Annotated in this window: 18 protein-coding genes; 9 read left to right on the top strand and 9 right to left on the bottom strand. The window is 62.0% G+C overall.

Annotated elements, in window-relative coordinates:
* Positions 1–14: 14 nt before the first annotated feature.
* The gene (gene cadR / locus C1X29_RS01655; RefSeq protein WP_064600182.1) at positions 15–464 is read right to left on the bottom strand and encodes a Cd(II)/Pb(II)-responsive transcriptional regulator; all 450 of its coding nucleotides are present in this window, start codon (positions 462–464) and stop codon (positions 15–17) included.
* 84 nt (positions 465–548) lie between these two features.
* Between cadR and C1X29_RS01660 the strand changes: the two genes are divergently transcribed.
* From C1X29_RS01660 to C1X29_RS01690, 7 genes are all read left to right on the top strand, one after another.
* Positions 549–2,858, top strand: coding sequence for a heavy metal translocating P-type ATPase (locus C1X29_RS01660; RefSeq protein ID WP_102716697.1), 2,310 nt, complete (start codon positions 549–551; stop codon positions 2,856–2,858).
* Positions 2,859–2,874: 16 nt separating this feature from the next.
* A complete protein-coding gene (locus C1X29_RS01665; RefSeq protein ID WP_085646996.1) occupies positions 2,875–3,738 on the top strand; it encodes a LysR family transcriptional regulator in 864 nt (287 codons plus the stop codon).
* A 152-nt stretch (positions 3,739–3,890) separates the two neighbouring features.
* Positions 3,891–4,967, top strand: coding sequence for a putative 2-aminoethylphosphonate ABC transporter ATP-binding protein (locus C1X29_RS01670; protein WP_102685803.1), 1,077 nt, complete (start codon positions 3,891–3,893; stop codon positions 4,965–4,967).
* The gene (locus C1X29_RS01675; RefSeq protein ID WP_102716698.1) at positions 4,967–6,691 is read left to right on the top strand and encodes a putative 2-aminoethylphosphonate ABC transporter permease subunit; all 1,725 of its coding nucleotides are present in this window, start codon (positions 4,967–4,969) and stop codon (positions 6,689–6,691) included. Before C1X29_RS01670 ends, C1X29_RS01675 begins: the two co-directional genes overlap by 1 nt.
* 47 nt (positions 6,692–6,738) lie before the next feature.
* Positions 6,739–7,764, top strand: a complete 1,026-nt coding sequence (locus C1X29_RS01680) for a putative 2-aminoethylphosphonate ABC transporter substrate-binding protein (protein ID WP_102716699.1) — start codon at positions 6,739–6,741, stop codon at positions 7,762–7,764.
* 125 nt (positions 7,765–7,889) lie between these two features.
* A complete protein-coding gene (locus C1X29_RS01685; RefSeq protein ID WP_102716700.1) occupies positions 7,890–9,023 on the top strand; it encodes a TIGR03364 family FAD-dependent oxidoreductase in 1,134 nt (377 codons plus the stop codon).
* Positions 9,023–9,580 carry a phosphonate degradation HD-domain oxygenase gene (locus tag C1X29_RS01690; protein WP_085746714.1) on the top strand — a complete coding sequence of 186 codons (558 nt, stop codon included), beginning with the start codon at positions 9,023–9,025 and terminating at the stop codon, positions 9,578–9,580. Before C1X29_RS01685 ends, C1X29_RS01690 begins: the two co-directional genes overlap by 1 nt.
* Before the next feature lie 179 nt (positions 9,581–9,759).
* On the opposite strand, the gene C1X29_RS01695 is transcribed toward C1X29_RS01690, so the two are convergent.
* Positions 9,760–11,145 carry a GTPase/DUF3482 domain-containing protein gene (locus C1X29_RS01695; protein ID WP_102716701.1) on the bottom strand — a complete coding sequence of 462 codons (1,386 nt, stop codon included), beginning with the start codon at positions 11,143–11,145 and terminating at the stop codon, positions 9,760–9,762.
* Positions 11,138–12,511, bottom strand: coding sequence for a DUF2868 domain-containing protein (locus C1X29_RS01700; RefSeq protein WP_102716702.1), 1,374 nt, complete (start codon positions 12,509–12,511; stop codon positions 11,138–11,140). The genes C1X29_RS01695 and C1X29_RS01700 overlap by 8 nt, the downstream gene beginning before the upstream one ends.
* 85 nt (positions 12,512–12,596) lie before the next feature.
* On the opposite strand from C1X29_RS01700, the gene C1X29_RS01705 reads away from it, so the two are divergent.
* Positions 12,597–13,109, top strand: a complete 513-nt coding sequence (locus C1X29_RS01705) for a dihydrofolate reductase (RefSeq protein WP_102685796.1) — start codon at positions 12,597–12,599, stop codon at positions 13,107–13,109.
* A gap of 86 nt (positions 13,110–13,195) precedes the next feature.
* Here the strand turns inward: C1X29_RS01705 and C1X29_RS01710 are convergent, their stop codons facing one another.
* Positions 13,196–14,584, bottom strand: coding sequence for an L-cystine transporter (locus C1X29_RS01710; protein WP_102716703.1), 1,389 nt, complete (start codon positions 14,582–14,584; stop codon positions 13,196–13,198).
* Positions 14,585–14,825: 241 nt separating this feature from the next.
* On the opposite strand from C1X29_RS01710, the gene C1X29_RS01715 reads away from it, so the two are divergent.
* The gene (locus tag C1X29_RS01715; protein ID WP_102716704.1) at positions 14,826–15,887 is read left to right on the top strand and encodes a phosphorylcholine phosphatase; all 1,062 of its coding nucleotides are present in this window, start codon (positions 14,826–14,828) and stop codon (positions 15,885–15,887) included.
* Positions 15,888–16,086: 199 nt separating this feature from the next.
* Here the strand turns inward: C1X29_RS01715 and ilvD are convergent, their stop codons facing one another.
* The 5 genes from ilvD to C1X29_RS01740 form a co-directional block, all read right to left on the bottom strand.
* The gene (gene ilvD / locus C1X29_RS01720) at positions 16,087–17,928 is read right to left on the bottom strand and encodes a dihydroxy-acid dehydratase (protein ID WP_011336405.1); all 1,842 of its coding nucleotides are present in this window, start codon (positions 17,926–17,928) and stop codon (positions 16,087–16,089) included.
* 255 nt (positions 17,929–18,183) lie between these two features.
* Positions 18,184–19,401 (bottom strand): multidrug effflux MFS transporter, encoded by a 1,218-nt coding sequence (locus C1X29_RS01725; RefSeq protein ID WP_102716705.1) that lies wholly within the window; start codon positions 19,399–19,401, stop codon positions 18,184–18,186.
* Entirely contained in the window at positions 19,394–20,350 is a 957-nt protein-coding gene (locus C1X29_RS01730; RefSeq protein WP_102716706.1) for a diiron oxygenase, read from the bottom strand. The genes C1X29_RS01725 and C1X29_RS01730 overlap by 8 nt, the downstream gene beginning before the upstream one ends.
* The gene (locus tag C1X29_RS01735) at positions 20,347–21,420 is read right to left on the bottom strand and encodes a SagB family peptide dehydrogenase (protein WP_085746707.1); all 1,074 of its coding nucleotides are present in this window, start codon (positions 21,418–21,420) and stop codon (positions 20,347–20,349) included. The genes C1X29_RS01730 and C1X29_RS01735 overlap by 4 nt, the downstream gene beginning before the upstream one ends.
* 439 nt (positions 21,421–21,859) lie before the next feature.
* Entirely contained in the window at positions 21,860–23,056 is a 1,197-nt protein-coding gene (locus tag C1X29_RS01740; RefSeq protein WP_085746706.1) for a class I SAM-dependent rRNA methyltransferase, read from the bottom strand.
* Positions 23,057–23,113 lie beyond the last annotated feature (57 nt).

The raw sequence follows: 23,113 nt of genomic DNA on the forward strand, positions 1-23,113 counted from the left end.
GTTGGTCACGGCTATTAATGGCCGTGGCTGCGGCCGACGTGGGAATGTTCGACTTCGGTTGCGACAACCCCGCCACTCACCTCCAGCCGCTGCAGGATCCCGCATTGATCGGCCTCCGGCCCTTCGCCACACCGCTGGCGCAGGTCGAGCAGTTGCGTCTGCAACGCCAGTAACCCATCGATTCGCGCCTTGACGTGCTGGATGTGCTCGTCGATCAGCGCATTCACGCTTTCGCACTGATCCTGCGGGCTGTCGCGCAAGGCGAGCAGGCTGCGGATTTCTTCGAGGGTCATGTCGAGGGTGCGGCAGTTGCGGATGAAGGTCAGGCGCTCGGCGTGGGCCTGAGTGTAGACGCGGTAGTTGCCGTCGCTGCGGGCCGGTTCCGGCAGCAGGTTTTCGCGTTCGTAGTAGCGGATGGTTTCCACGGCGCAATCGGTTTGTTTCGCCAGTTCTCCGATCTTCATGACGGCAATCTCCAAAAGGGTGCTTGACCCTATAGTGGCTACAGGGTCTTTACTTGGCAACAGGCACCTTCATGGACGCGACCAATGAGCGATTCCCTGCACACCCACAAGCCCGGCGACGGGCACGATCACAGTCAAAAACTGCAGCCTGTGCATAAACATGCCCACGGCGGCGATTCCTGCTGCGGTTCGAAAACCGTTACGCCTGCGCCGGCTCATTCGAGTGAAGACGCCTGCTGCTCGTCGAAAGCCGCCGCGCCTTCACTGGTGCAACTGAGCGAGGCAAAAAGCGCCGACGCCCGGCTGAGCAGTTTCCGCATCGAGGCGATGGACTGCCCGACCGAACAGACGCTGATCCAGAACAAGCTCGGCAAACTGGCCGGGATCCAGCAACTGGAATTCAACCTGATCAACCGCGTGCTCGGCGTGACCCACAATCTGGCGGACACCGCGCCGATCATCGACGCGATCAGATCCCTGGGCATGCAGGCCGAGCCGCTGGAGGCGGGCGTCGAAGCGCCAGCGCCGGCGCCGGTGAAAAAACACTGGTGGCCCCTCGCGCTATCCGGCGTCGGCGCACTCGCTGCTGAAGTTATCCACTTCACCAGCGCCGCCCCGACCTGGGTGGTGGCGATCATCGCGCTGATCTCGATCCTCAGCGGCGGCCTCACCACCTACAAGAAGGGCTGGATCGCCCTGAAGAACCGCAACCTCAACATCAACGCCCTGATGAGCATCGCCGTGACCGGCGCCGTGTTGATCGGCCAATGGCCGGAAGCGGCGATGGTGATGTTCCTGTTCACAGTGGCCGAACTGATCGAAGCGCGCTCGCTGGATCGCGCGCGCAACGCCATCAGCGGCCTGATGCAGATGACGCCGGAGCAGGCCACTGTGTTGCAGGCTGACGGCAACTGGGTCGAACTGGACGTAAAAGGCATCGATCTCGGCGCCCGCGTGCGGGTGAAACCCGGTGAGCGTATCGCGCTGGACGGTGAAGTCGTCAGCGGCAGTTCGACCATCGATCAGGCGCCGATCACCGGTGAAAGCCTGCCGGTGGAAAAAACCGTCGGCGACAAAGTGTTCGCCGGCACCATCAACCAGGCCGGTTCGCTGGAATATTCGGTGACCGCAGCGGCGAACAATTCGACTCTGGCGCGGATCATCCACGCCGTGGAACAGGCGCAAGGCGCGCGAGCGCCGACTCAGCGCTTCGTCGATCAGTTTTCGAAAATCTACACCCCGGTGGTCTTCGTCCTGGCGCTGGCCGTGGCGATCATCCCGCCGCTGTTCATGGGCGCCGCGTGGTTCGACTGGATCTACCGCGCGCTGGTGTTGCTGGTGGTCGCTTGCCCGTGTGCATTGGTGATTTCCACTCCGGTAACCATCGTCAGCGGCCTCGCCGCAGCGGCGCGCAAAGGCATTCTGGTCAAGGGTGGCGTGTACCTGGAGGGCGGTTTCAAGCTCGACTATCTGGCCCTCGACAAGACCGGCACCCTCACCCACGGCAAACCGGTGCAGACCGATTACCTTTCCCTCGACCCGACCGCCGACGCCACGGCCCCGGCGATTGCCGCCGCGCTGGCCGGGCGCTCCGATCACCCGGTGTCGCTGGCCATCGCCAATGCGGCTGTGGATAAAGGGTTCGCGGCTCTGCTTGTGGATAACTTCGAAGCGCTGGCCGGCCGTGGGGTAAAAGGCGAGGTCAACGGTCAGGTCTACCACTTGGGCAACCATCGTTTGGTGGAAGAACTGGGCCTGTGCTCGCCGCAGCTGGAAGAAAAGCTGTTCGCGCTGGAGAAACAGGGCAAGTCCGTGGTGCTGCTGCTCGACCGTTCCGGCCCGCTGGCGCTGTTCGCCGTGGCCGACACGGTCAAGGAAACCAGCCGTGAGGCGATCCGCCAATTGCACGAACTGGGCGTGAAAACCCTGATGCTCACCGGCGACAACGTCCACACCGCGCAGGCGATTGCGGCGCAGGTCGGGATCGATCAGGCCAAGGGCGACTTGCTGCCCACCGACAAACTGCAAGCCATCGAAGACCTGTACGCCCAAGGGCGCCGGGTCGGCATGGTCGGCGACGGCATCAACGATGCGCCGGCACTGGTTCGGGCCGAGATCGGGTTTGCGATGGCGGCGGCCGGCACCGATACGGCGATTGAAACCGCCGATGTCGCCCTGATGGACGATGATCTGCGCAAGATTCCGGCCTTCATCAACCTGTCGCGCCATACCGCCACTATCCTGAAACAGAACATCGCGCTGGCGCTGGTGATCAAAGCGATCTTTCTTGGGGTAACCTTCGCCGGGCTCGCCACCATGTGGATGGCGGTGTTTGCCGACATGGGCGTGAGCCTGCTGGTGGTGTTCAACGGTTTGCGCCTGCTGCGCAAATAGAGGAAGAGGGACGGTTGTGCTGAGTGCCGAGCTGAAAGCGTTTTACATGGTGGCCCGCCTGGGCAGCATCACGCTGGCGGCGAAAAAGCTCGGCCTCAGCCAACCGACCGTGACCACCCAGATCCGCAATCTGGAAAGCCAGTATTCGGTGGAGTTGTTCTACCGTGGCGGCCGGCGCTTGAGTGTCAGCGACGAAGGTGCGCGACTGTTGCCGATGGTCAAGGCGTTGTTGCAGCAGGAAGCCGATATCGAGTTCTTCCTGCGTAACAGCGGCCAGGTGCAGGGCACGCTGCGCATCGCCGCCACCGCGCCGTATTACATCCTTGATCTGGTTAAGACCTTCCGCGAGCGTTTGCCACAGGTAGAAGTGTCGGTGGAAATCGGCAACTCGCAGCAGGTGCTCGAAGCGCTGGAGGATTATCGGGTGGATGTCGCGGCCTCGTCGCAGTTGCTCGACGATGCACGGCTGATCCGTCGGGTGTTGGGCAGCGACCCGCTGGTGCTGGCGGTGCATCGCAATCATCCACTGGCGGCGCACGAGCATGTGACGCTGAGTGCGCTGGCCGGGCATACCTTGTTGATGCGTGAATCCGGCTCAACTACCCGTCGCCTCACCGAAGAGTTGCTGGCCAGCGCCGGCGTCAGTTTCGGCCCGTTGCTGGAGATCGGCAGCCGCGAATCGATTCGCGAGGCGGTGCTGCGCAACATCGGCATCAGCATCATTGCACGTCAGGAAGTGCCGCACGATCCGCAGTTGCGGGTGCTGACCCTCGAAAATGCGCCGCAGATTCCCGAATACCTCTACTGCCTCAAGGAACGCAAGAACGCCCGGTTGCCGGCGGCGTTTCTCGGGCTCGCGCAGGAAATGTCCCCCGCTTGATCGTAATGATCGTTCCCACGCTCTGCGACACATGATCTGAAGTTCTGAACCCAAATCCCTGAATACCACTATCGGTCGATTTTGCCTTGTTGCCATATGACCGACGCATTACAACTCTAGGATTCGTCTCATCTGCTTGATGAGGCCTGTCCATGAACCCTGCAATCGCAACTGCCCTGACCAACCCCGGCGCACCGATGAAAGTGCGCGGCGTGCAGAAGCGCTTCGGCGCATTCACTGCGCTGGATAACGTCTCCCTCGATGTCGCGGCCGGTGAACTGGTGTGCCTGCTCGGCCCGTCGGGCTGCGGCAAGACCACGTTGCTGCGTTGCATCGCCGGTCTGGAGAAGCAGGACAGCGGCGAGTTGTACCTCGGCGAGCGCGATGTTTCCCACCTCGCGCCGCAGGCCCGCGACTACGGCATCCTGTTCCAGTCCTACGCGCTGTTTCCCAATCTGACCGTCGAAGCGAACATTGCCTACGGCCTCGCCGGCAGCGGTCGCGATGAAGTGCGCCGTCGCGTCGGTCAGATGCTGGAACTGGTCGGCCTCACCGGCAGTGAGAAGAAGTACCCCGGCCAATTGTCCGGCGGCCAGCAGCAACGGGTGGCACTGGCCCGGGCTCTGGCACCGGCGCCGTCGCTGCTGTTGCTCGACGAACCGATGTCGGCCCTCGATGCCCGGGTTCGCGAGCATCTGTGCACCGAGCTGCGTCAACTGCAACGCAACCTCGGCATCACCACCCTGATGGTCACCCACAATCAGGACGAGGCCATGCTGATGGCCGACCGCATTGCCGTGATGAACAACGGCAAGGTCGAGCAGTACGCCACCCCGCAGGAAATCTACAACCGCCCGGCCACGCCGTTCGTGGCCGAGTTCGTCGGCCAGGGCAACTGGTTGCCATTCCAGCGCAGCAGCGACAGCCACGCCAAGGTCGGCGGGATGAACCTGCGCCTGGCCGACGGCAGCGTCCACAGTGCGTCGGGCCGGCTGTTCTGCCGCCCGGAAGCGATCAACGTCAATCCGCTGGTACACGAGGAAAACCTGTTCCCGGCCAAGGTTCGCGAGATCACTTTCCTCGGCAACCGCTGCCGCATGAGCTTCGAACTCGATCAGTTGCCCGGCCACCCCTTGCTCGCCGAACTGGCACCGGAAGCCATGCCGCGCCTCGGCGCCCAGCAGATCATGGTCGCCTTGCCGCCACGCAGCCTGCAGGTGTTTGCCTGATGAACAGCAACCTCGCACTGCCGCTACCGCAAAAGCAGGCGCGGCAGGTGTCCGGGGCCGAGGTCGGCGACCGGATCTTCGTCCTCGGCGGCAAACTTCTGCTGCTGGTGCTGCTCGGTGTGGCGGTGCTATTGCCATTGCTGGCGATCTTCTGGCGCGGCTTCAGCAGCGAAGCCGGGCAGGGCGGTGGCTGGCTCGCCGCCAAGGAGTTGGTGAGCAGCGACAATTTCCACTGGCTACTCGGTAACAGCCTGAAAGTTTCCCTCAGCGTCGCGGCGATCGTCGTACCGCTGGCCTATCTGTTTGCCTACGCCTTGCAGCGCACGTTGATTCCGGCAAAAGGCATCTGGCGCGGGATCTCCCTGCTGCCGCTGATGGCGCCGTCGATGTTGCCGGGGATCGCGCTGGTCTATCTGTTCGGCAATCAGGGGATGTTGCGCGGGCTGCTGTCCGACAACATCTACGGTTTCTGGGGGATTGTTCTGGGTGAGGTGATCTACACCTTCCCACACGCCTTGATGATTTTGCTGTCAGCCCTGTCGCTGGCGGATGCGCGATTGTTCGACGCTGCGTCGAGCATGGGCGCCAGCCCGGCGAAAGCCTTCCGTAGCATCACCTGGCCGGCGACTCGCCAGGCTGTGTTCGCCGCGTTCTGTCTGGTGTTCACCCTGACCATCACCGATTTCGGTGTGCCGGTGGTGGTCGGTGGCGACTATCAAGTGCTGGCGCTGGAAGCCTACAAAGCGGTGGTCGGCCAGCAGCAATTCGGGCGCGGTGCGCTGATCGGCATGGTTCTGTTGCTGCCGGCACTGTTCAGCTTCGGCGTCGATGCCTGGCTGCGTCGGCGTCACGGTGATTCCATGAGCGGCCGCGCCCAGGTGTTCAAACCGGCACCGTCGAAGAAGCGCGATGCCTTTTATCTCAGCGTGGTCCTGCTGATCAGCGCCGCGTTGCTGCTGGTATTCGGCATGGCGGTGTTCTCGTCGCTGGTGAAGTTCTGGCCGTACAACCTGTCGCTGTCGCTCAACCACTATCAGTTCAACGAGACCGCTGGCGGTGGCTGGCTGGCCTACGGCAACAGTTTGAAGATGGCGCTGGGCACGGCGTTGATCGGCAGCATGCTGATCTTCACCGGCGCCTATCTGATGGAAAAGACCCGCAGCCAGCGCGGGCTGAATCTGACACTGCGCATGCTCAGTTTCGTACCGATGGCGGTGCCGGGGCTGGTGCTGGGTCTGGGTTACGTCTTCTTTTTCAACCTGACCGGCAACCCGTTGCACGTGCTGTACGGGACCATGACCCTGCTGATCGTCTGCACCATTGCTCACTATTTGACCACTGCGCAAATGACCGCCACCACTGCGCTGCGTCAGCTCGACGCCGAGTTCGAAGCCGCCGCGCTGTCGCTCAAGGCGCCGCTGTACCGGCATTACCTGCGGGTCACCGTGCCGATCTGCCTGCCGGCGCTGCTGGACATCGTGCGCTACCTGTTTGTCTCGGCCATGACCACCGTGTCCGCCGCGATCTTCCTTTACAGCCCCGACACCATCCTCGCGGCGGTGGCGGTGCTGAACATGGATGACGCCGGCAACGTCGGCGGCGCGGCGGCGATGTCGACCCTGATTCTGTTCACCTCGGCGGGCGTGTCCTTGCTGCTGGCGTGGGCTTCGCGCGGCTTGCTGCGCCGTTCCCAGGCCTGGCGGCAAACCGCGCCCGGTCACTGATTCACGACTTGTCCCTATCGCCTCAACTCACCTACAGGAAAACGATCATGTTCAAGCCTATGGCCCTGGCCGCTGCTGTGCTCGCTACTTTCAGCCTGAATGCCTTCGCGGCAAAAACCGAGTTGACGGTGTACACCGCCCTCGAAGCCGAGCAGTTGAAGTCCTACAAAGAGGCCTTCGAAAAGGCCAACCCGGACGTCGAGATCAAGTGGGTGCGCGATTCCACCGGGATCATCACCGCCAAACTGCTGGCCGAAAAGGATCGCCCGCAGGCTGACGCGGTCTGGGGCCTGGCGGCGTCGAGCCTGGCGATCCTCGATCAGAAGGGCATGCTGCAAAGCTATGCGCCGAAGGACCTGGGCAAGATCGGCGCGAACTACCGCGACGCCGCCAACCCGCCAGCCTGGGTCGGCATGGACGTCTGGGCCGCGACCATTTGCTTCAACACCGTCGAGGCCGAGAAACAGGGCCTGAGCAAACCGGTGAGCTGGCAGGACCTGACCAAGCCTGAGTACAAAGGCAAGATCGTGATGCCGAACCCGGCCTCGTCCGGCACCGGTTTCCTCGACGTCAGCGCCTGGCTGCAAACCTTCGGCGAGAAACAGGGCTGGGCCTATATGGACGGTCTGCACCAGAACATCGGCCAGTACGTTCACTCCGGCTCCAAGCCTTGCAAACTGGCGGCAGCGGGCGAATTCCCGATCGGGATTTCCTTCGAATACCCGGCCGTTCAGCTGAAGCGCCAGGGCGCGCCGTTGGACATCATCCTGCCGAAGGAAGGCCTGGGCTGGGAAATCGAAGCGACTGCCGTGATCAAAGGCACGCCGCATGAAGAAGCCGCGAAGAAAATGGCCGACTTCTCCGCCAGCGCCCCGGCGATGGATCTGTACAAGGAAAACTTCGCCGTCCTCGCCCAACCGGGCATCGCCAAGCCGCAGACCGAACTGCCGGCCGACTACGAGCAGCGCCTGATCAAGAACGACTTCGCCTGGGCCTCGAAGAACCGCGACGAGATCCTGACCGAATGGCGCAAGCGTTATGACGGCAAGTCCGAGAAAGTCGCTGCCAAGTAAATCTTCTTACCCGATCGTTCCCTGACGGAGCATTGATCGTTCCCACGCTCCGCGTGGGAATGCAGCCAAGGACGCTCCGCGTCCTCTGTGACGCAGAGCGTGGGAACGATCATTGAGGTAGCTGCATGACACAACACAAAGACTTGCTGATCGTCGGCGCCGGCATCCTGGGTCTGTCCCACGCCTGGGCCGCCGCCCGGCGCGGTCTCAAGGTCACGGTTTTCGAGCGCACCGCCACGCCCATTGGCGCCTCGGTACGCAACTTCGGCCAGGCACTGGTCACCGGCCAGCCACCGGGGCCGATGCTTGAACTGGCCAAGGCCAGCCGCGACATCTGGGGCCAGTGGGCGCAGCTCGCCGGCCTGCAACTCAAGCGCAACGGCTCGTACCTGTTCGCCCGCACCGAAGCCGAAGAGCACTTGCTCGAAGCCTTCTGCGCCGGACGCGCCGTCGAGCACGACTACCGCGTCGAACTGCTGCGCGGTGCCGCGCTGCGCGATCTGTACGGCGGCCAGTTCAGCCATCACCGCGCCGCGCTGCACGGCATGGACGATCAACAGCTGTATTCCCGGGAGGCGATTCCGGCGTTGATCGAATACCTGCGCCGCGAGCTCGACGTCGAGTTTCACTTCTCGACGCTGGTTCGCGACGTCGAGCCTGGGCGCCTGCAAAGTACTGTCGGCACATTCTCCGCCAAGCAGATCATCGTCTGCTCCGGCCACGATTATCAGACCTTGCTGGCCGAGCCGATTGCCGCCCTCGACCCGCAAATCTGCCGACTGCAAATGCTCCGCGCCCGGCCGCAGATCGACCTGAACCTGCAACATGCCTTGCTCACCGGCCTCAGCTGCGTGCATTACGGCGCCTTCGCCGATCTGCCGGAAGCGGCCGCCGTGCAGGCGCAAATCCTGCGCGAGCAACCGCACCTGCAGGAAAACGGCATTCACCTGCTGATCAGCCCGACGCCGTATGGCGAACTGATCATCGGCGACTCGCACCATTACGGCAGCGATCCGTCGCCGTTCAACGCCGAGCAGGTCGACAACTGGATGCTCGAACTGGCCGAACAGACTCTCGGTTGCAAGGTGCAGGTGGTCGAGCGCTGGCAGGGCGTCTATGGTTCCCGGGGTCCGGGGCCGTTTTCGTTCCTGCGTCCGGCGCCGGGGCTGAGTGTGGCGCTGATGCACAGCGGCGTCGGCATGAGCGTCGGCCCGGCCATGGCCGAGCGCAATGTTGCACAGCTTTTTGGAGAGCACTGATGTTGAGTCACGAGCAAGTCATCGACCGGGTGTTCGGCCTCTATGAACGCTTCGGCGCCAGCGACTACATCGGCGAACCGGTGTCGCAGATCGAGCACATGTCCCAGGCGGCGCAACTGGCCATCGCCGAAGGCTTCGACGACGAAGTGGTGCTTGCCGCGTTCTTCCACGACATCGGCCACTTGTGTGCCGAAGGCGCGGAGAACATGGGCGGTTACGGCGTGGTCAGCCACGAACGTCTCGGCGCGGATTATCTGCGTGAGGCCGGCTTCAGCGAACGCCTGGCGCGACTGGTGGAATATCACGTCCAGGCCAAGCGCTATCTGACGCTCAGGGAATCGGGCTATTACGACCGCTTGAGCGAAGCCAGCCGCCGCACCCTGGAATATCAGGGCGGGGTGATGACCGAGGCTGAAGCGGATGCGTTCGAGCAGGATCCGTTGTGCGCCGTCAGCCTGCGAATGCGCCAGTGGGATGAACTGGCGAAGGAAATGGCGGTGCCGGTGATGGATTTGTCCGTTCTGAAGCGCAAGGCTGAAGCTTTGTTGTCTGCCTAGTGATTGCTGCCCTCATCGGAGCGCCGCCCGCCCAGCCCTCTCCCGAAGGGAGAGGGCGTCGATTCTCATGCTTTTCAAACTTGAGTTCCGCTTAATTATTTCAGGTCGATGTATGACCCAAGAACAACACCGTCAGCTCCCTCTCCCTCCGGGAGAGGGTTGGGGTGAGGGTCTGGGATTTAAAGCTCAAGCACCTTTTCCACCAACGACTCAATCTGCTCCTGCCGCTCCGCCTGATTCAGCTTCGGATGCGGATTCAGCGAAGACCATTGCGGATGCGCCCGCGCCTTGTTCAGTGCTTCCGGCAACTTGCCCTCGCGCCAGGTCTTGTCCTGCGGCGTCGCCACCTGAACGGCATCCATCGCCGCATGGCCGCGGGCATTCAGCGCTTGCAACAGTTGCCGCTGACGCAGGGCCAACAGGCGCAACACGTTGTCGTCGACCGTCAGCTCCCGCTGCCCCTTGATCTTGCCGATCAAGCGGTTGCCATAGCTGCGGGCGGTTTGCAGGGCGCCGCCGGCAATGGCGCCGGCCAGCGCGGCGGCGCCTAGGGTGATGCCGCCGACCAGCAAATCCACACCCGCACCGGCCGCTGCACCGGCCGCAATCCCGCCGCCGACCCGCACGCCGAGTTGCTTGAGGGTTTCCGGGTTGAACAGGTCATCGCCCCAACGTCCGTCGAGCAACGGTAGATCGCTGGCGGCGGCGTCCTGCGGGCGGAAGGCGTAGAGCTTCAGCAGCGCCTCGACGCACTTCTGTTCGCGTTGACGCACGGCTTTGCGCAGTTCGCTGATGGCCTGTTGTTCCTGCTCGGCGTTGCTCGCCACACTGCGTCGGCACGCAGCGCAGTCGATCAGCAATTCGGCAATCAGGCGTGCGGCGCTTTGCTCGCGGGCGAGGCGCTGGGCCTGTTGATCGGCGATCAGGCGTTCAAGTTGTGGGCGGGCGTTTTCCAGCAACAGTGCGAGGCTTTCATACAGCCGCCGCTCACCGTCCTCGGGCGGGGCGACGCTGTCGAAACGCACCAATGCATGCAGGCCGAGACGCGCCAGTGCTTCGCGCCAGTCCGGCTCGCGGTGGTTGGCGCTGCTGACGAAATTCAGCACCGGCAGCAGCGGCTTGCCGCAACTGGCCAACACTTCCAGTTCATCGCGGTACTTGGCCAGCACCGGTTCGCGGGCGTCGATCACGTACAGGCCGGCATCGGAATCGAGCAGATGCCGCAGGACTTTGGCTTCCTGTTCGAAACGCTGGCGCGCTTCGCTGCCGTCGAGAAACCGCGCCAGCCGTGCCGGGCCGTCGAGGCGTTCGCCGGGGCGCTCCAGACGTTCCAGAAAATCCAGCAGGGCGATGGCGTCTTCCAGACCGGGCGTGTCGTAGAGGTCGAGCAACGGCTCGCCATCCACCGACAACCGCGCGCCTTCGACATGCCGCGTGGTACTCGGTCGATGGGAGACTTCGCCGAAGCCGACGTCGCGGGTCAGGGTGCGCAACAGCGAAGTCTTGCCGACGTTGGTGTGGCCGACCACCGCCAGTTTCAGCGGCGCTTTCCAGGCATCAGTCATGTCCGTGCTCCAGCCAGTTCAACGGGGCGCAATCGGCGAACGGCAGTTCCAGCTGTTGCAACGCCACATGCCAGTCACCGAGGCGTTCGGCATCCAGCGCTTGTCCTTGCGGCGCCTGCAACAACCAGACACGGGTCGCAGTGGCATTGCGCGCCAGCTCGGCGATCAGCGCCAGGCTGCCGCGATCCGGCGAACGTCGTGGGTCGCAGGCAATCGCGAGGCGCGCCGGCGGGAAGCGGCTGAGCTGTTCGAGCAGTTTGTTGCGCGATTCACGGCTGTCGAGGATGCCGGCGTTGCTGACGTTTTTCGGCAGCGTCGGCGGCCATGAGTGTTGATCGTCGAGTTCGATCGCCACCAGCAACGCGCCATCGCTGGCGTGTTCGCCGACGGTGCTTTCGACGCGGTGCAATTGCGCAGGTTCTGGATCGGTGATGCCGAGGCGTTCGCTGGTCGGCATCAGGCGTTCGCGCAGTTGGGCGTAGCCGGGCAGGTTCAGGTCAAGACGCAATGCGGCTTTGCCGCTGTTCCAGCGCCAGAAGCAAAACAGCGCCAACAGCAGACGCGGCAGCACGCCGTACACCACCAGCACGCCGACCAGCCAGGTTGCCCAGGCCTGACGGGCGCTTTCGATGTTCAGCGTGGTGTCGCCGCTGGCGCGGATCATGTCCACGGTCGGCACGTTGAAGCCCAGCAGCGCCGGCAATGCGCCGAGGGCCTGGGTCATGTTGATGAATGTGTCGGCGCTGAGAATCGTGGTTTCCCAGACGAAGCCGTAGCGCCGGGTCGCCATCAGCGTCAGCAGCAAAACCAGCGCGCTGAACATCGCCAGCAACCACAGGCCGTTGACCAGCGTGCCGAGCGCCCAGCGATTGAGTTTCTGGCGTTGCAGCATCAGCAGCAGCGCCGGTGCGAGTTGAGCAGCCTTGGCGTCGCGGGCGAGTTTTTCACTGAGCCACAGCCACAAGCGGCCGAGTGTAGCGTCGTGTTCGCCAGCGAAGACCAGCCCCAGCGCCCAGCTCAACAGCAGAATCAGATTCAACCCCAGCAGACTGCCCAGGGCCCAGAACACATTGACCGGCGTCTGGCCCAGTGCGGCGAAAGCCAGACCGGCACCGCTCAGTACCGCGAAGATCGCCAGCAGCACCAGCGCCAGGCGTGCGCCTTGCAGCCAGTGCTTGAGCGCAGAGGTCAGACCATCGCGCTCGGCCAGCCACAGGGCGCGGCGTTGAATGCGTCCCGGCAGATCGCCGCCGGCCGCGCGGGCCAGGCGATTGGCTTCCAGATCCTCCAGCGGGCCTGCGTGTTCTTCGCGCAGGCGCACGGTTTCGGTGAGCCAGAGGTTTTGCAGTGGAGTCAGTTCAGTCACGCGGCATCCCGTTGCTTGATTGAGCCGTGAGCATAACCGCTGTGGCGCTTATCGGGGTAAGGGCGGCTCTGGTATCCTCGCCGGCATGACTAAATCACTCCCCCTCAGCCTGATTGCAGCCCTCGGTGAAAACCGTGTGATCGGCGTCGACAACAGCATGCCCTGGCACCTGCCCGGAGACTTCAAATACTTCAAGGCCACGACGCTCGGCAAGCCGATCATCATGGGCCGCAAGACCTGGGATTCGCTGGGTCGTCCGTTGCCGGGCCGCTTGAACATCGTGGTCAGCCGTCAGGCCGGTCTGGTGCTGGAGGGCGCGGAAGTCTATCCGTCGCTGGAAGCCGCCGTGGTTCGCGCCGAAGCGTGGGCGAAAGAGCAGGGCGTCGACGAGTTGATGCTGATTGGTGGGGCGCAGTTGTATGCGCAAGGGCTGGCGCAGGCGGATCGTTTGTATCTGACCCGTGTGGCGTTGAGCCCGGAAGGGGATGCGTGGTTTCCGGAGTTCGATCTGAACCAGTGGAAGCTGGTGTCGAACGTGCCGAATCCGGCTGAAGGCGACAAACCGGCTTACAACTTCGAAGTCTGGGAAAGAAGATAGCTACAAGCTTCGAGCTGCAAGCCGCAAGTAAAAGCTGGAATGCTCTTCTTGCAGCTTGCAGCTTGCAGCTTGCAGCTTGCAGCTGGCTAGCTCGCTAGCTGCGCATGCTCATCGGCATCCAGCAGTGCCTTGTCGGTCTGCTGCATCACCTGGCTGGTAATCGCGCCAGCGGTGATCGAACCGCTCACGTTCAGGGCCGTACGGCCCATGTCGATCAGCGGCTCGACCGAAATCAGCAACGCCACCAGCGAAACCGGCAAGCCCATGGCCGGCAGCACGATCAGCGCGGCGAAGGTCGCACCGCCACCCACGCCCGCCACACCGGCCGAACTCAAGGTTACGATCGCTACCAGCGTCGCGATCCACAGCGGATCCAGCGGGTTGATGCCGACGGTTGGCGCAACCATCACCGCCAACATTGCCGGGTACAGACCGGCGCAGCCGTTCTGGCCGATGGTCGCGCCGAACGAAGCAGCGAAGCTTGCCACCGATTGCGGAATGCCCAGACGACGGGTCTGCGCTTCGATGCTCAACGGAATGCTCGCTGCGCTGGAGCGGCTGGTGAACGCGAAGGTCAGCACCGGCCAGATCTTGCGGAAGAAGCGCAGCGGGTTGATCCCGGCCGCCGACACCAGCAGACCGTGTACCACGAACATCAGGCCCAGACCGAGGTACGACACCACCACGAAACTGCCGAGCTTGATGATGTCCTGCAGGTTGGAACCGGCGACCACTTTGGTCATCAGCGCCAGCACGCCGTACGGGGTCAGCTTCATCACCAGACGCACCAGACGCATCACCCAGGCCTGCAGGGTGTCGATGGCGTTGATCACTTTTTGACCTTTCTCGACGTCATCCTTGAGCAGTTGCAGCGCGGCAACCCCCAGGAACGCGGCGAAGATCACCACGCTGATGATCGAGGTCGGCTTGGCCCGGGCCAGGTCGGCGAACGGGTTCTGCGGGATGAACGACAGCAGCAGTTGCGGCACATTCAGTTCGGCGACCTTGCCGGCGTAGTCGGTCTGAATGGTTTGCAGACGGGCCATTTCCTGCGTGCCGGCGACCAGGCCTTCGGCGGTCAGGCCGAACAGGTTGGTCAGGCCGATGCCGATCAGCGCCGCAATTGCGGTGGTGAACAGCAGCGTGCCGATGGTCAGGAAGCTGATCTTGCCCAGCGACGATGCGTTGTGCAGACGGGCCACGGCGCTGAGGATCGAGGCGAACACCAGCGGGATCACGATCATTTGCAGCAGTTGCACGTAACCGTTGCCGACCAGATCGAACCAGCCGATCGAGGCTTTCAGCACCGGGTTGCCGGCACCGTAAATCGTGTGCAGCGCGACGCCGAACGCCACGCCCAGCACCAGCGCGAGCAGGACTTTTTTCGCCAGGCTCCACGAGGTGTGACGGGTTTGCGCCAGGCCGAAGAGCAGGGCGAGGAACACCAGCAAGTTGAGAATCAGGGGCAGATTCATGAGGACTCCAGAAAAGACTGTGCCAACAACCTTCCGGGGCTGTTGCGAACCGGCAAGCCTAACAGTTTGATTTCCAATGATTTAATACCGAAATCGGAGGTCGTCCGTCGTTTTTGGAATAAGCGGGTGTCGCTCTCGGGGATGCAGCTGGCGCGAAACGGACGTGGACGGTCGCTGACAGACGAGGACTGTCACACATATTTGTTAGCGTCGATTTCTTTGACCCAGGGAGAAAGCGCCAATGAAGTTCACACCGAAATTTCTGGCTGTCGCACTGACTGTGGGGATGGGCCTGGTCACTCAGGCATTCGCCACCGACCTGAAACACTGGCCGGCGGATCAGGCCAAGGCATTGGACGCGATGATCGCTGCCAACGCCAACAAGGGTAACTACGCGGTGTTCGACATGGACAACACCAGTTACCGCTACGACCTCGAAGAGTCGTTGTTGCCATTCATGGAAAACAAGGGCCTGATCACCCGGGACAAGCTCGACCCCTCCCTGAAACTGATGCCGTTCAAGGACACCGCCGACCACAAGGAAAGCCTGTTCAGTTACTACTACCGCCTCTGCGAAGTCGACGACATGGTCTGCTACCCATGGGTGGCGCAGGTGTTTTCCGGCTTCACCCTCAAGGAACTCAAGGGCTACGTCGATGAGCTGATGGCCTCGGGCAAACCGGTGCCGGCGACTTATTACGAAGGTGACGTGGTCAAGAATCTGGATGTGAATCCGCCGAAGATCTTCACTGGCCAGAAAGAGCTGTACAACAAACTGATGGAGAACGGCATCGAGGTCTACGTGATGACCGCCGCCTCCGAAGAACTGGTGCGCATGGTCGCGGCCGATCCGAAGTACGGCTACAACGTCAAACCGCAGAACGTCATCGGCGTGACCACGTTGTTGAAGAACCGCGAGACTGGCGAACTGACCACCGCGCGCAAGCAGATCACCGCCGGCAAATATGACGAGAAGGCCAACCTCGGCCTCGAGCTGACACCATACCTGTGGACCCCGGCGACCTGGATGGCCGGCAAGCACGCGGCGATCCTGACCTACATCGACGAGTGGAAAAAACCGGTACTGGTGGGTGGCGACACGCCGACCAGCGACGGCTACATGCTGTTCCACGATGTGGACGTGGCCAAGGGTGGCATTCACCTGTGGGTCAACCGCAAGGATAAGTACATGACCCAGATCCAGGGCATGATGGCCAAACACGCGGCGGCCCAGGCGAAAGAAGGTTTGCCGGTGACGGCGGACAAGAACTGGGTGATCGTCAAACCTGAAGAAATCCAGTAATTGCTACGGTGATTGCTCCCGAGCAGAGCGCGATGATCGTTCCCACGCTCTGCGTGAGAATGCAGCCCGTGACGCTCCGCGTCACTGGACGCAGAGCGTCCCTTGAGGCATTCCCACGCGGGAGCGTGGGAACGATCAAACTGAAGGCAAAAAAATGCCCCGCACTTGGCGGGGCATTTTTATGCGCGACGGTTAAGCATCACAGCCCGTCGAGCATCGCCTTGTTGCGCACGGCACCCTTGTCGGCGCTGGTCGCCAGCAGGGCGTAGGCCTTGAGGGCGGTGGTCACTTTGCGTGGACGCTGTTCGACCGGTTTCCAGCCTTTCTTGTCCTGCTCGACCCGGCGTGCCGCCAGTTCTTCGTCGCTGATCAACAGGTTGATCGAGCGGTTTGGAATGTCGATCAGCACCTTGTCGCCGTCCTGCACCAGACCGATCGCGCCGCCGGCCGCAGCCTCTGGCGAAGCGTGGCCGATGGACAGACCGGAAGTACCGCCGGAGAAACGGCCATCGGTCAGCAGGGCGCAGGCTTTGCCCAGGCCTTTGGATTTCAGGTACGAGGTCGGGTAGAGCATTTCCTGCATGCCCGGGCCGCCTTTCGGGCCTTCGTAGCGAATGATGACGATGTCGCCTTCCTTCACTTCGTCGGCGAGGATGCCGCGCACGGCGCTGTCCTGGCTTTCGAAGATCTTCGCGTTGCCTTCGAACACGTGGATCGACTCGTCGACGCCGGCGGTTTTCACCACGCAGCCGTCCAGGGCGATGTTGCCGTACAGCACGGCCAGGCCGCCTTCTTTCGAATAGGCGTGTTCAAAGCTGCGGATGCAACCGTTTTCACGGTCGTCGTCCAGGGTTTCCCAACGGGTCGACTGGCTGAACGCGGTTTGCGTCGGAATGCCGGCCGGGCCTGCCTTGAAGAAATGGTGCACGGCTTCATCGTCGGTCTGGGTGATGTCCCACTTGGCGATGGCTTCTTCCATGCTGCGGCTGTGCACGGTCGGCAGGTCGGTGTGCAGCAGGCCGCCACGGGCCAGCGAACCGAGGATGCTGAAGATGCCGCCGGCGCGGTGCACGTCTTCCATGTGGTACTTCTGGATGTTCGGCGCGACCTTGCACAGCTGCGGCACCTTGCGCGACAGACGATCGATGTCGCGCAGGTCGAAGTCGATCTCGGCTTCCTGGGCCGCGGCCAGCAAGTGCAGGATGGTGTTGGTCGAACCGCCCATGGCGATGTCGAGCATCATCGCGTTCTCGAACGCCTTGAAGTTGGCGATGTTGCGCGGCAGTACCGACTCGTCGTTCTCGCCGTAGTAGCGTTTGCACAGCTCGACGATGGTGCGGCCGGCCTGCAGGAACAGCTGCTCGCGATCGCTGTGGGTGGCCAGGGTCGAACCGTTGCCCGGCAGTGCGAGGCCCAGGGCTTCGGTCAGGCAGTTCATCGAGTTGGCGGTGAACATGCCGGAGCACGAACCGCAGGTCGGGCAGGCGCTGCGCTCGTACTCGGCAACCTTCTCGTCAGAAGCGCTGGAGTCGGCGGCGATCACCATGGCGTCGACGAGGTCGAGACCGTGGCTGGCCAGTTTGGTCTTGCCGGCTTCCATCGGGCCGCCGGAGACGAAGATCACCGGGATGTTCAGGCGCAGGGCGGCCATCAGCATGCCGGGGGTGATCTTGTCGCAGTTCGAGATGCAGACGATGGCGTCGGCGCAGTGGGCGTTGACCATGTACTCGACGGAGTCGGCGATGATCTCGCGGCTCGGCAGCGAATAGAGCATGCCGTCGTGGCCCATGGCGATGCCGTCGTCAACGGCGATGGTGTTGAATTCTTTTGCAACGCCGCCAGCGCGTTCGATCTCACGGGCAACCAGTTGGCCCAGGTCCTTCAGGTGAACGTGGCCCGGTACGAACTGGGTAAAGGAGTTGGCAATGGCGATGATCGGCTTCTTGAAGTCGTCATCCTTCATCCCGGTGGCGCGCCACAATGCGCGGGCGCCGGCCATGTTGCGGCCGTGGGTGGATGTTTTCGAGCGGTAATCTGGCATGGAGCACTCCGGGCGGCTAATCAGGTATCAAAAGGGAGTGAGCTTCTATTGACGTCTGGAACACTCAGAAATGGCCGTGTGTCCTGATGTTGCCGATGACGTTGCGGGATCGCCGCTGGTCTCAGCCTGAGCTCATAAACCCGCCGGGGATGAATGGCGATGAATCTCGCGATTCTACACCGCTGGCGTCAGGAGGGAATGGCGCAAAGCGTTGTTCCAGTGCTGACGAAGCGTGCGGGATGACGACCGGCAGGATTAATCGCTGTCCGGTTGCCCCACGAGATCGCTGCGGCGACTGATCCGCGCGTTCAACGCCAGTGCCACCCCGCTGAGTATCACGAAGCTGTAGCCCAGCGTGGATTGCAGATTGGTCGGGCTCAGGCTGATCAAGGCACTGATCAAGCCGCCGCAGATGAAAATGATCGTGCTGCCGGCCGAGGCCGAGGTGCCGGCGTTTTCCGGAAACAGACTCATGGCCCGGGACGTGGCTGCCGGCCGGGCAATGGTGGTGCCGGCGGTGCAGATCAGCATCGGGATCAGCACGGTCGCCGGAGCCAGTGCAAAGTTCGACGACAGGTACAGCATGGTCACGCCGGCGAACAGGATCAGGCTCAGGCCGACGACCATCTGCTGGCCGCTGTTGATGCGCCTGCTCAGCACGCTGGCGAGGATACCCCCGGTGACGTAAGCCGCACCGTAGATCAGCAGGATCAACGAAAACTCGTAAGCGGACAGTTGCAGCCGATCCATGAAGATCAGCGGCGAGATCACGATGAATGAAAAGTGGCAGGCGAACGCAAATGCCGAAATCAGCCAGTAGCCGACGAAGTCGAAATCTCCCAGAACCCGTCGATATGCCGTGAGGAAGTTCGTACGTGTGCCAGTGGCGGTAGGTCGGGTGTTCTCCAGAAACAGCCAGGCCTTGAGCAGCACTGCGGCTGATAATGCGATGAACACCCAGAAGCTGCCGCGCCAGCCCAGCGTCGCCTGAAGAAAGGTGCCAGCCAGCGGCGATATCGAGATGAAAATCCCGCCGGCGGTGACCATTAAAATCCGTAGGCGGTCACGTTCTTCGCCTTCGAACAGGTCCTGCACCAGCGCCTGTGACAGCACGAAGCAACCGCAGCCCAGCGCCTGCAACACCCGGAACATCAGAAACAGCGAATAGTCCGAGGTCATCACGCAACCGAGGGCGCCGAGTATGGAAACGCTCATGCCGGCGAGCAGCAGCCCCTTGCGTCCGATCACATCCGACAGCGGGCCGATCAGCAACTGGGCGAAGGCAATTCCGACCGCAAACAGGCTGATCGACAGGGCGATGTCCGCCGGGGTGCGGCGAAAGTGTTCGGCCAGTGCCGGGAACGAAGGCAGCAGGACATCCAGTGGAAAGACGCCGAGCAACACCATTGCCAGCAAAAGACTGACAGCCCCGCGCCGCTGTCGTCGGGTCACCACAGATTGTCCGTCATCCATCGATCAGTCCCGCCCTGGCAAATAGTGTCTGGTTTTGAGGTTCGGCGAAAAATCCGGCTTTCTTCAATGCCTTCAACGTAGCGAGGCTGCCGGCGCGTGCCCGCCGTCGACTGGCCTGGGTCGATGTCATCGTGCCGAGAATGTCCGTCACCGTCGTATTTGCAATGCCCGCGCCACAGAGGCTTTCCTGCAGCCAGTGCTCATCCACTTCGAAGAAGATTTCCAGAATGTCGAGCAAGGTCGTCGCGGTGAACGTTCGCTGTCGCGGGTTCAGGTGCAACCAGAGGTAGTGGAACACTTCGGTGAAATAGCGGCTGTGGCGCGCTTCGTCGGTGAGGTGATCGCGCAACATGTCGTTGACGCCGGACACCAAGCTGTCGCGGCAGACATCCAGCAGTTCACGGGCAATGATGGTTTCCGAGACGAAGCCCAGAAGAAAGCACGCCAGCGGCCGTTGCTCCTGCCTTGTGCGTGCGACCAGCAGGTTCATCCGGGTGATGCGTCTGGGCATCACGGGTCGCCCGGTGATGGCGTAGAGGCTGGCGATCTGCTCTGCCACCTGACTGGAAAACAGGGCGTGATAGCCCTCGTCGGTGTAGAGCTGGAGCGCGGCGGTTTTCATCGACGTCGGTACCTCGACCGGCAGTTCGCCATGCACGATGGTTTCGACGGCGCGATTGACGATCCGGTGTTCGAGCAGCGTGGTGTAGTCGAGAAAGTGCACCAGATGCCGGGCCGTAAGCCGGTGCAGCATCGAACGGCCCGCTGCTTCAATCGCCGGGTGGGTTAGATAAGGCAGGAATGCCGGCGGAAACCAGTGCCGGGTCTCCAGTTGTTCCTGCACGTTTTCCGGCAAGCGGTAATCGTGGGGGCTGGCGCGAACGGAGGCGCGGCTGTTCCAGTCGCTCAGGGTGAACTGAAAGACCGGTTCCGGGGCCAGGGCGCTCATGGTTGTGCCTCACGCAGCAGGTCACGCATTTCCTGACACATCGCCTGACCGTCGCTTTCCCCGCAACCGACAAAGAACAAGGGTTGTTCCGCACTGTTTTCGAGCTTCAGCAACGCTTCGACCTGCTCATCGGAAAACGCGCCTGTGAGCCAGGTGTTCATGCCGAGCGCTGTCGCCACCAGTTGAAACGTTTGCGAAAGGTGCCCGGCTTCGATGAACGCCATTCGATAGGCGCGCGAGTGCGGGTATTTCCACCAGAGCCGGTCGAAGCGGGCGGTGATGAACAGCCCCAATGGCAGGTTGTTGATGAAATGCTGCCCCCCCAGCAGATTGCCGGGCGCGGTGTCGGGCAAAGGGTTGATGAAGCTCAGGGCGTGATCGGCGGGGTGGTAGGCATACACGCCGGGTGCCAGTCCGTCGACGTTCTGTACAAACACGAACCCGGCGCAGGCATTAAGGCCACCGCCGGAAGGGCTGCTGCGCCGCGCGCCCAGTCCTTCGGCGATGCTGTCGTCGCAGTCGGTTTCGCGTTCTCCCAGGTAACCGAGTGACAGGTAAAGCAAGGTGCCCACATCATCCAGCGGCACGGCAGCGCCAGTGAAGGATCGGCAGGTCTTTCGCCGGGTCAGTGAATTCGACAGGCTGTCGTCATTCAGTGCCAGCGGCTTGGGCAGGGCGATGAGTGCGTTCGGACGGGTATCCACAGGGATGTCGGCTGGCGGGGGAGTGGCAAGCACTTTGTTGCAGTGTTCGAGATATTGCCTGGACCATTCCTGAATGTTTCGGGGAGTGTGTTCGCAAGGAATGTCCCGAGTCCCGATATGGTAGATCCTGGACAGTTCATCCCAGCCCCAGGCAGGCGCCGGGATTTTATAAGAAGTCAGTATTCCTGCATTTAAAAGCTGTGTATCTATTATGTTGCTGTTGTCGTATAAGTCAGGGTTGTGGACAAGTTGCGCCAGTCGGGAGGAATATTCAAGATCAAGTTCATGTTGAGTATGGTCTTTGTAGTTCCAGACTATCTGGCCGGGCGTTCGTGGCAGTATGAATAAATAAGGATTTATATGCATGTTGGGGCACGCTGCTCTGGATAGGTGCTTTGTCAGAGGCGCTGGGTAGCCGGCTATACCCAGCGCCCACCTTACTTAACGGGCTTTAGGTGCGACCAGAAAAGCCAGATTTGCGAGGGTGCGGGATTCCAGAGTAATTGCTTTCATGATTGAACTCCTTGTTCGTTGCTGCTTCGTGGTTAGTTGGTGTCACCTCCGTGGCGACGACTTAATAATAGTTTGTAATGGATTAATCGCAAGCAAATATTAAGTAGGAATAATCCAGTAATTTTGTCGGAGTGATCTTTGGCTGGAAATGGGTGTGTAAGTTAAATTTCAGTAAATAAAGTATTCGCGGAAATATCCTGCAAGTCTGCAGGACAATAAGTGTAGGAAAGCAACGTTAAAGGCAAAAAGAAGGGGAGCCCTAGGCTCCCCTTCTTTATACGCATCGATACCGTTAGCTGTTCGGCAGCAGGCGGCAGGTGATGCTCTTGATGTAGCGGGTTTCCGGGATGGCCGGGTGTACCGGGTGATCCGGACCCTGACCGCCACGCTCCAGCAGCTGGATATTGCGGTCCAGGTGACGGGCGCTGGTCAGCAGGATGTTCTGCAGGTCGTCTTCCGGCAGGTGCATCGAGCACGAAGCGCTGAACAGGATGCCGTCCTTGGTGAGCAGGCGCATGGCTTGCTCGTTCAGGCGACGGTAGGCGCCTTCACCGTTCTTCAGGTCTTTCTTGCGCTTGATGAACGCAGGCGGGTCGGCAACGATCACGTCGAAGCGCTCTTCGCTGGCCTTGAGTTCTTTCAGGGCTTCGAACACGTCGCCTTCGATACAGGTCATCTTGTCGGCGAAGCCGTTCAGTGCGGCGTTACGCTCAACGCCGTCGAGGGCGAAGCCCGATGCGTCGACGCAGAACACTTCGCTGGCGCCGAATGCGGCCGCTTGCACACCCCAGCCACCGATGTAGCTGTAGAGGTCCAGTACGCGTTTGCCTTTGGCGTAAGGGGCCAGGCGGGCGCGGTTCATGCGGTGGTCGTAGAACCAGCCGGTTTTCTGACCTTGAACCACTGGCGCTTCGAACTTCACGCCGTTCTCTTCCAGCGCTACCCACTCCGGCACCACGCCGAACACGGTTTCGGTGTAACGCTCGAGGCCTTCGGCATCGCGCGCGGCGGAGTCGTTCTTGAACAGGATGCCGCTTGGCTTGAGCACCTGGGTCAGTGCCGCGATCACGTCATCTTTATGGGCTTCCATGGTCGCCGAGGCGAGCTGCACCACGAGGATGTCGCCGAAACGGTCGACCACCAGACCCGGCAGCAGGTCGGAATCGCCGTAGACCAGACGATAGAACGGCTTGTCGAACAGGCGCTCGCGCAGCGACAGGGCTACGTTCAGGCGATGCACCAGCAGCGACTTGTCCAGCGGCAGCTTGATGTCGCGCGACAGCAGACGCGCGCAGATCAGGTTGTTCGGGCTCATGGCGACGATGCCCAGCGGCTTGCCGCCGGCGGCTTCGAGGATCGCCTGGTCGCCGGCCTTGAAGCCGTGCAACGGGGTCGCGGCCACGTCGATTTCGTTGCTGTAGATCCACAGGTGACCGGCGCGCAGGCGACGGTCGGCGTTGGCTTTGAGGCGCAAGCTAGGCAGGGACATGACGTCGCTCCGGAAAAAAGAGCGGGAGTATACCGTGTTGCGCCTTATGCCGGGTTT

The sequence above is a fragment of the Pseudomonas sp. GW456-12-10-14-LB2 genome (assembly GCF_002884345.1).
In the GTDB taxonomy this organism is placed as follows: domain Bacteria; phylum Pseudomonadota; class Gammaproteobacteria; order Pseudomonadales; family Pseudomonadaceae; genus Aquipseudomonas; species Aquipseudomonas paraglycinae.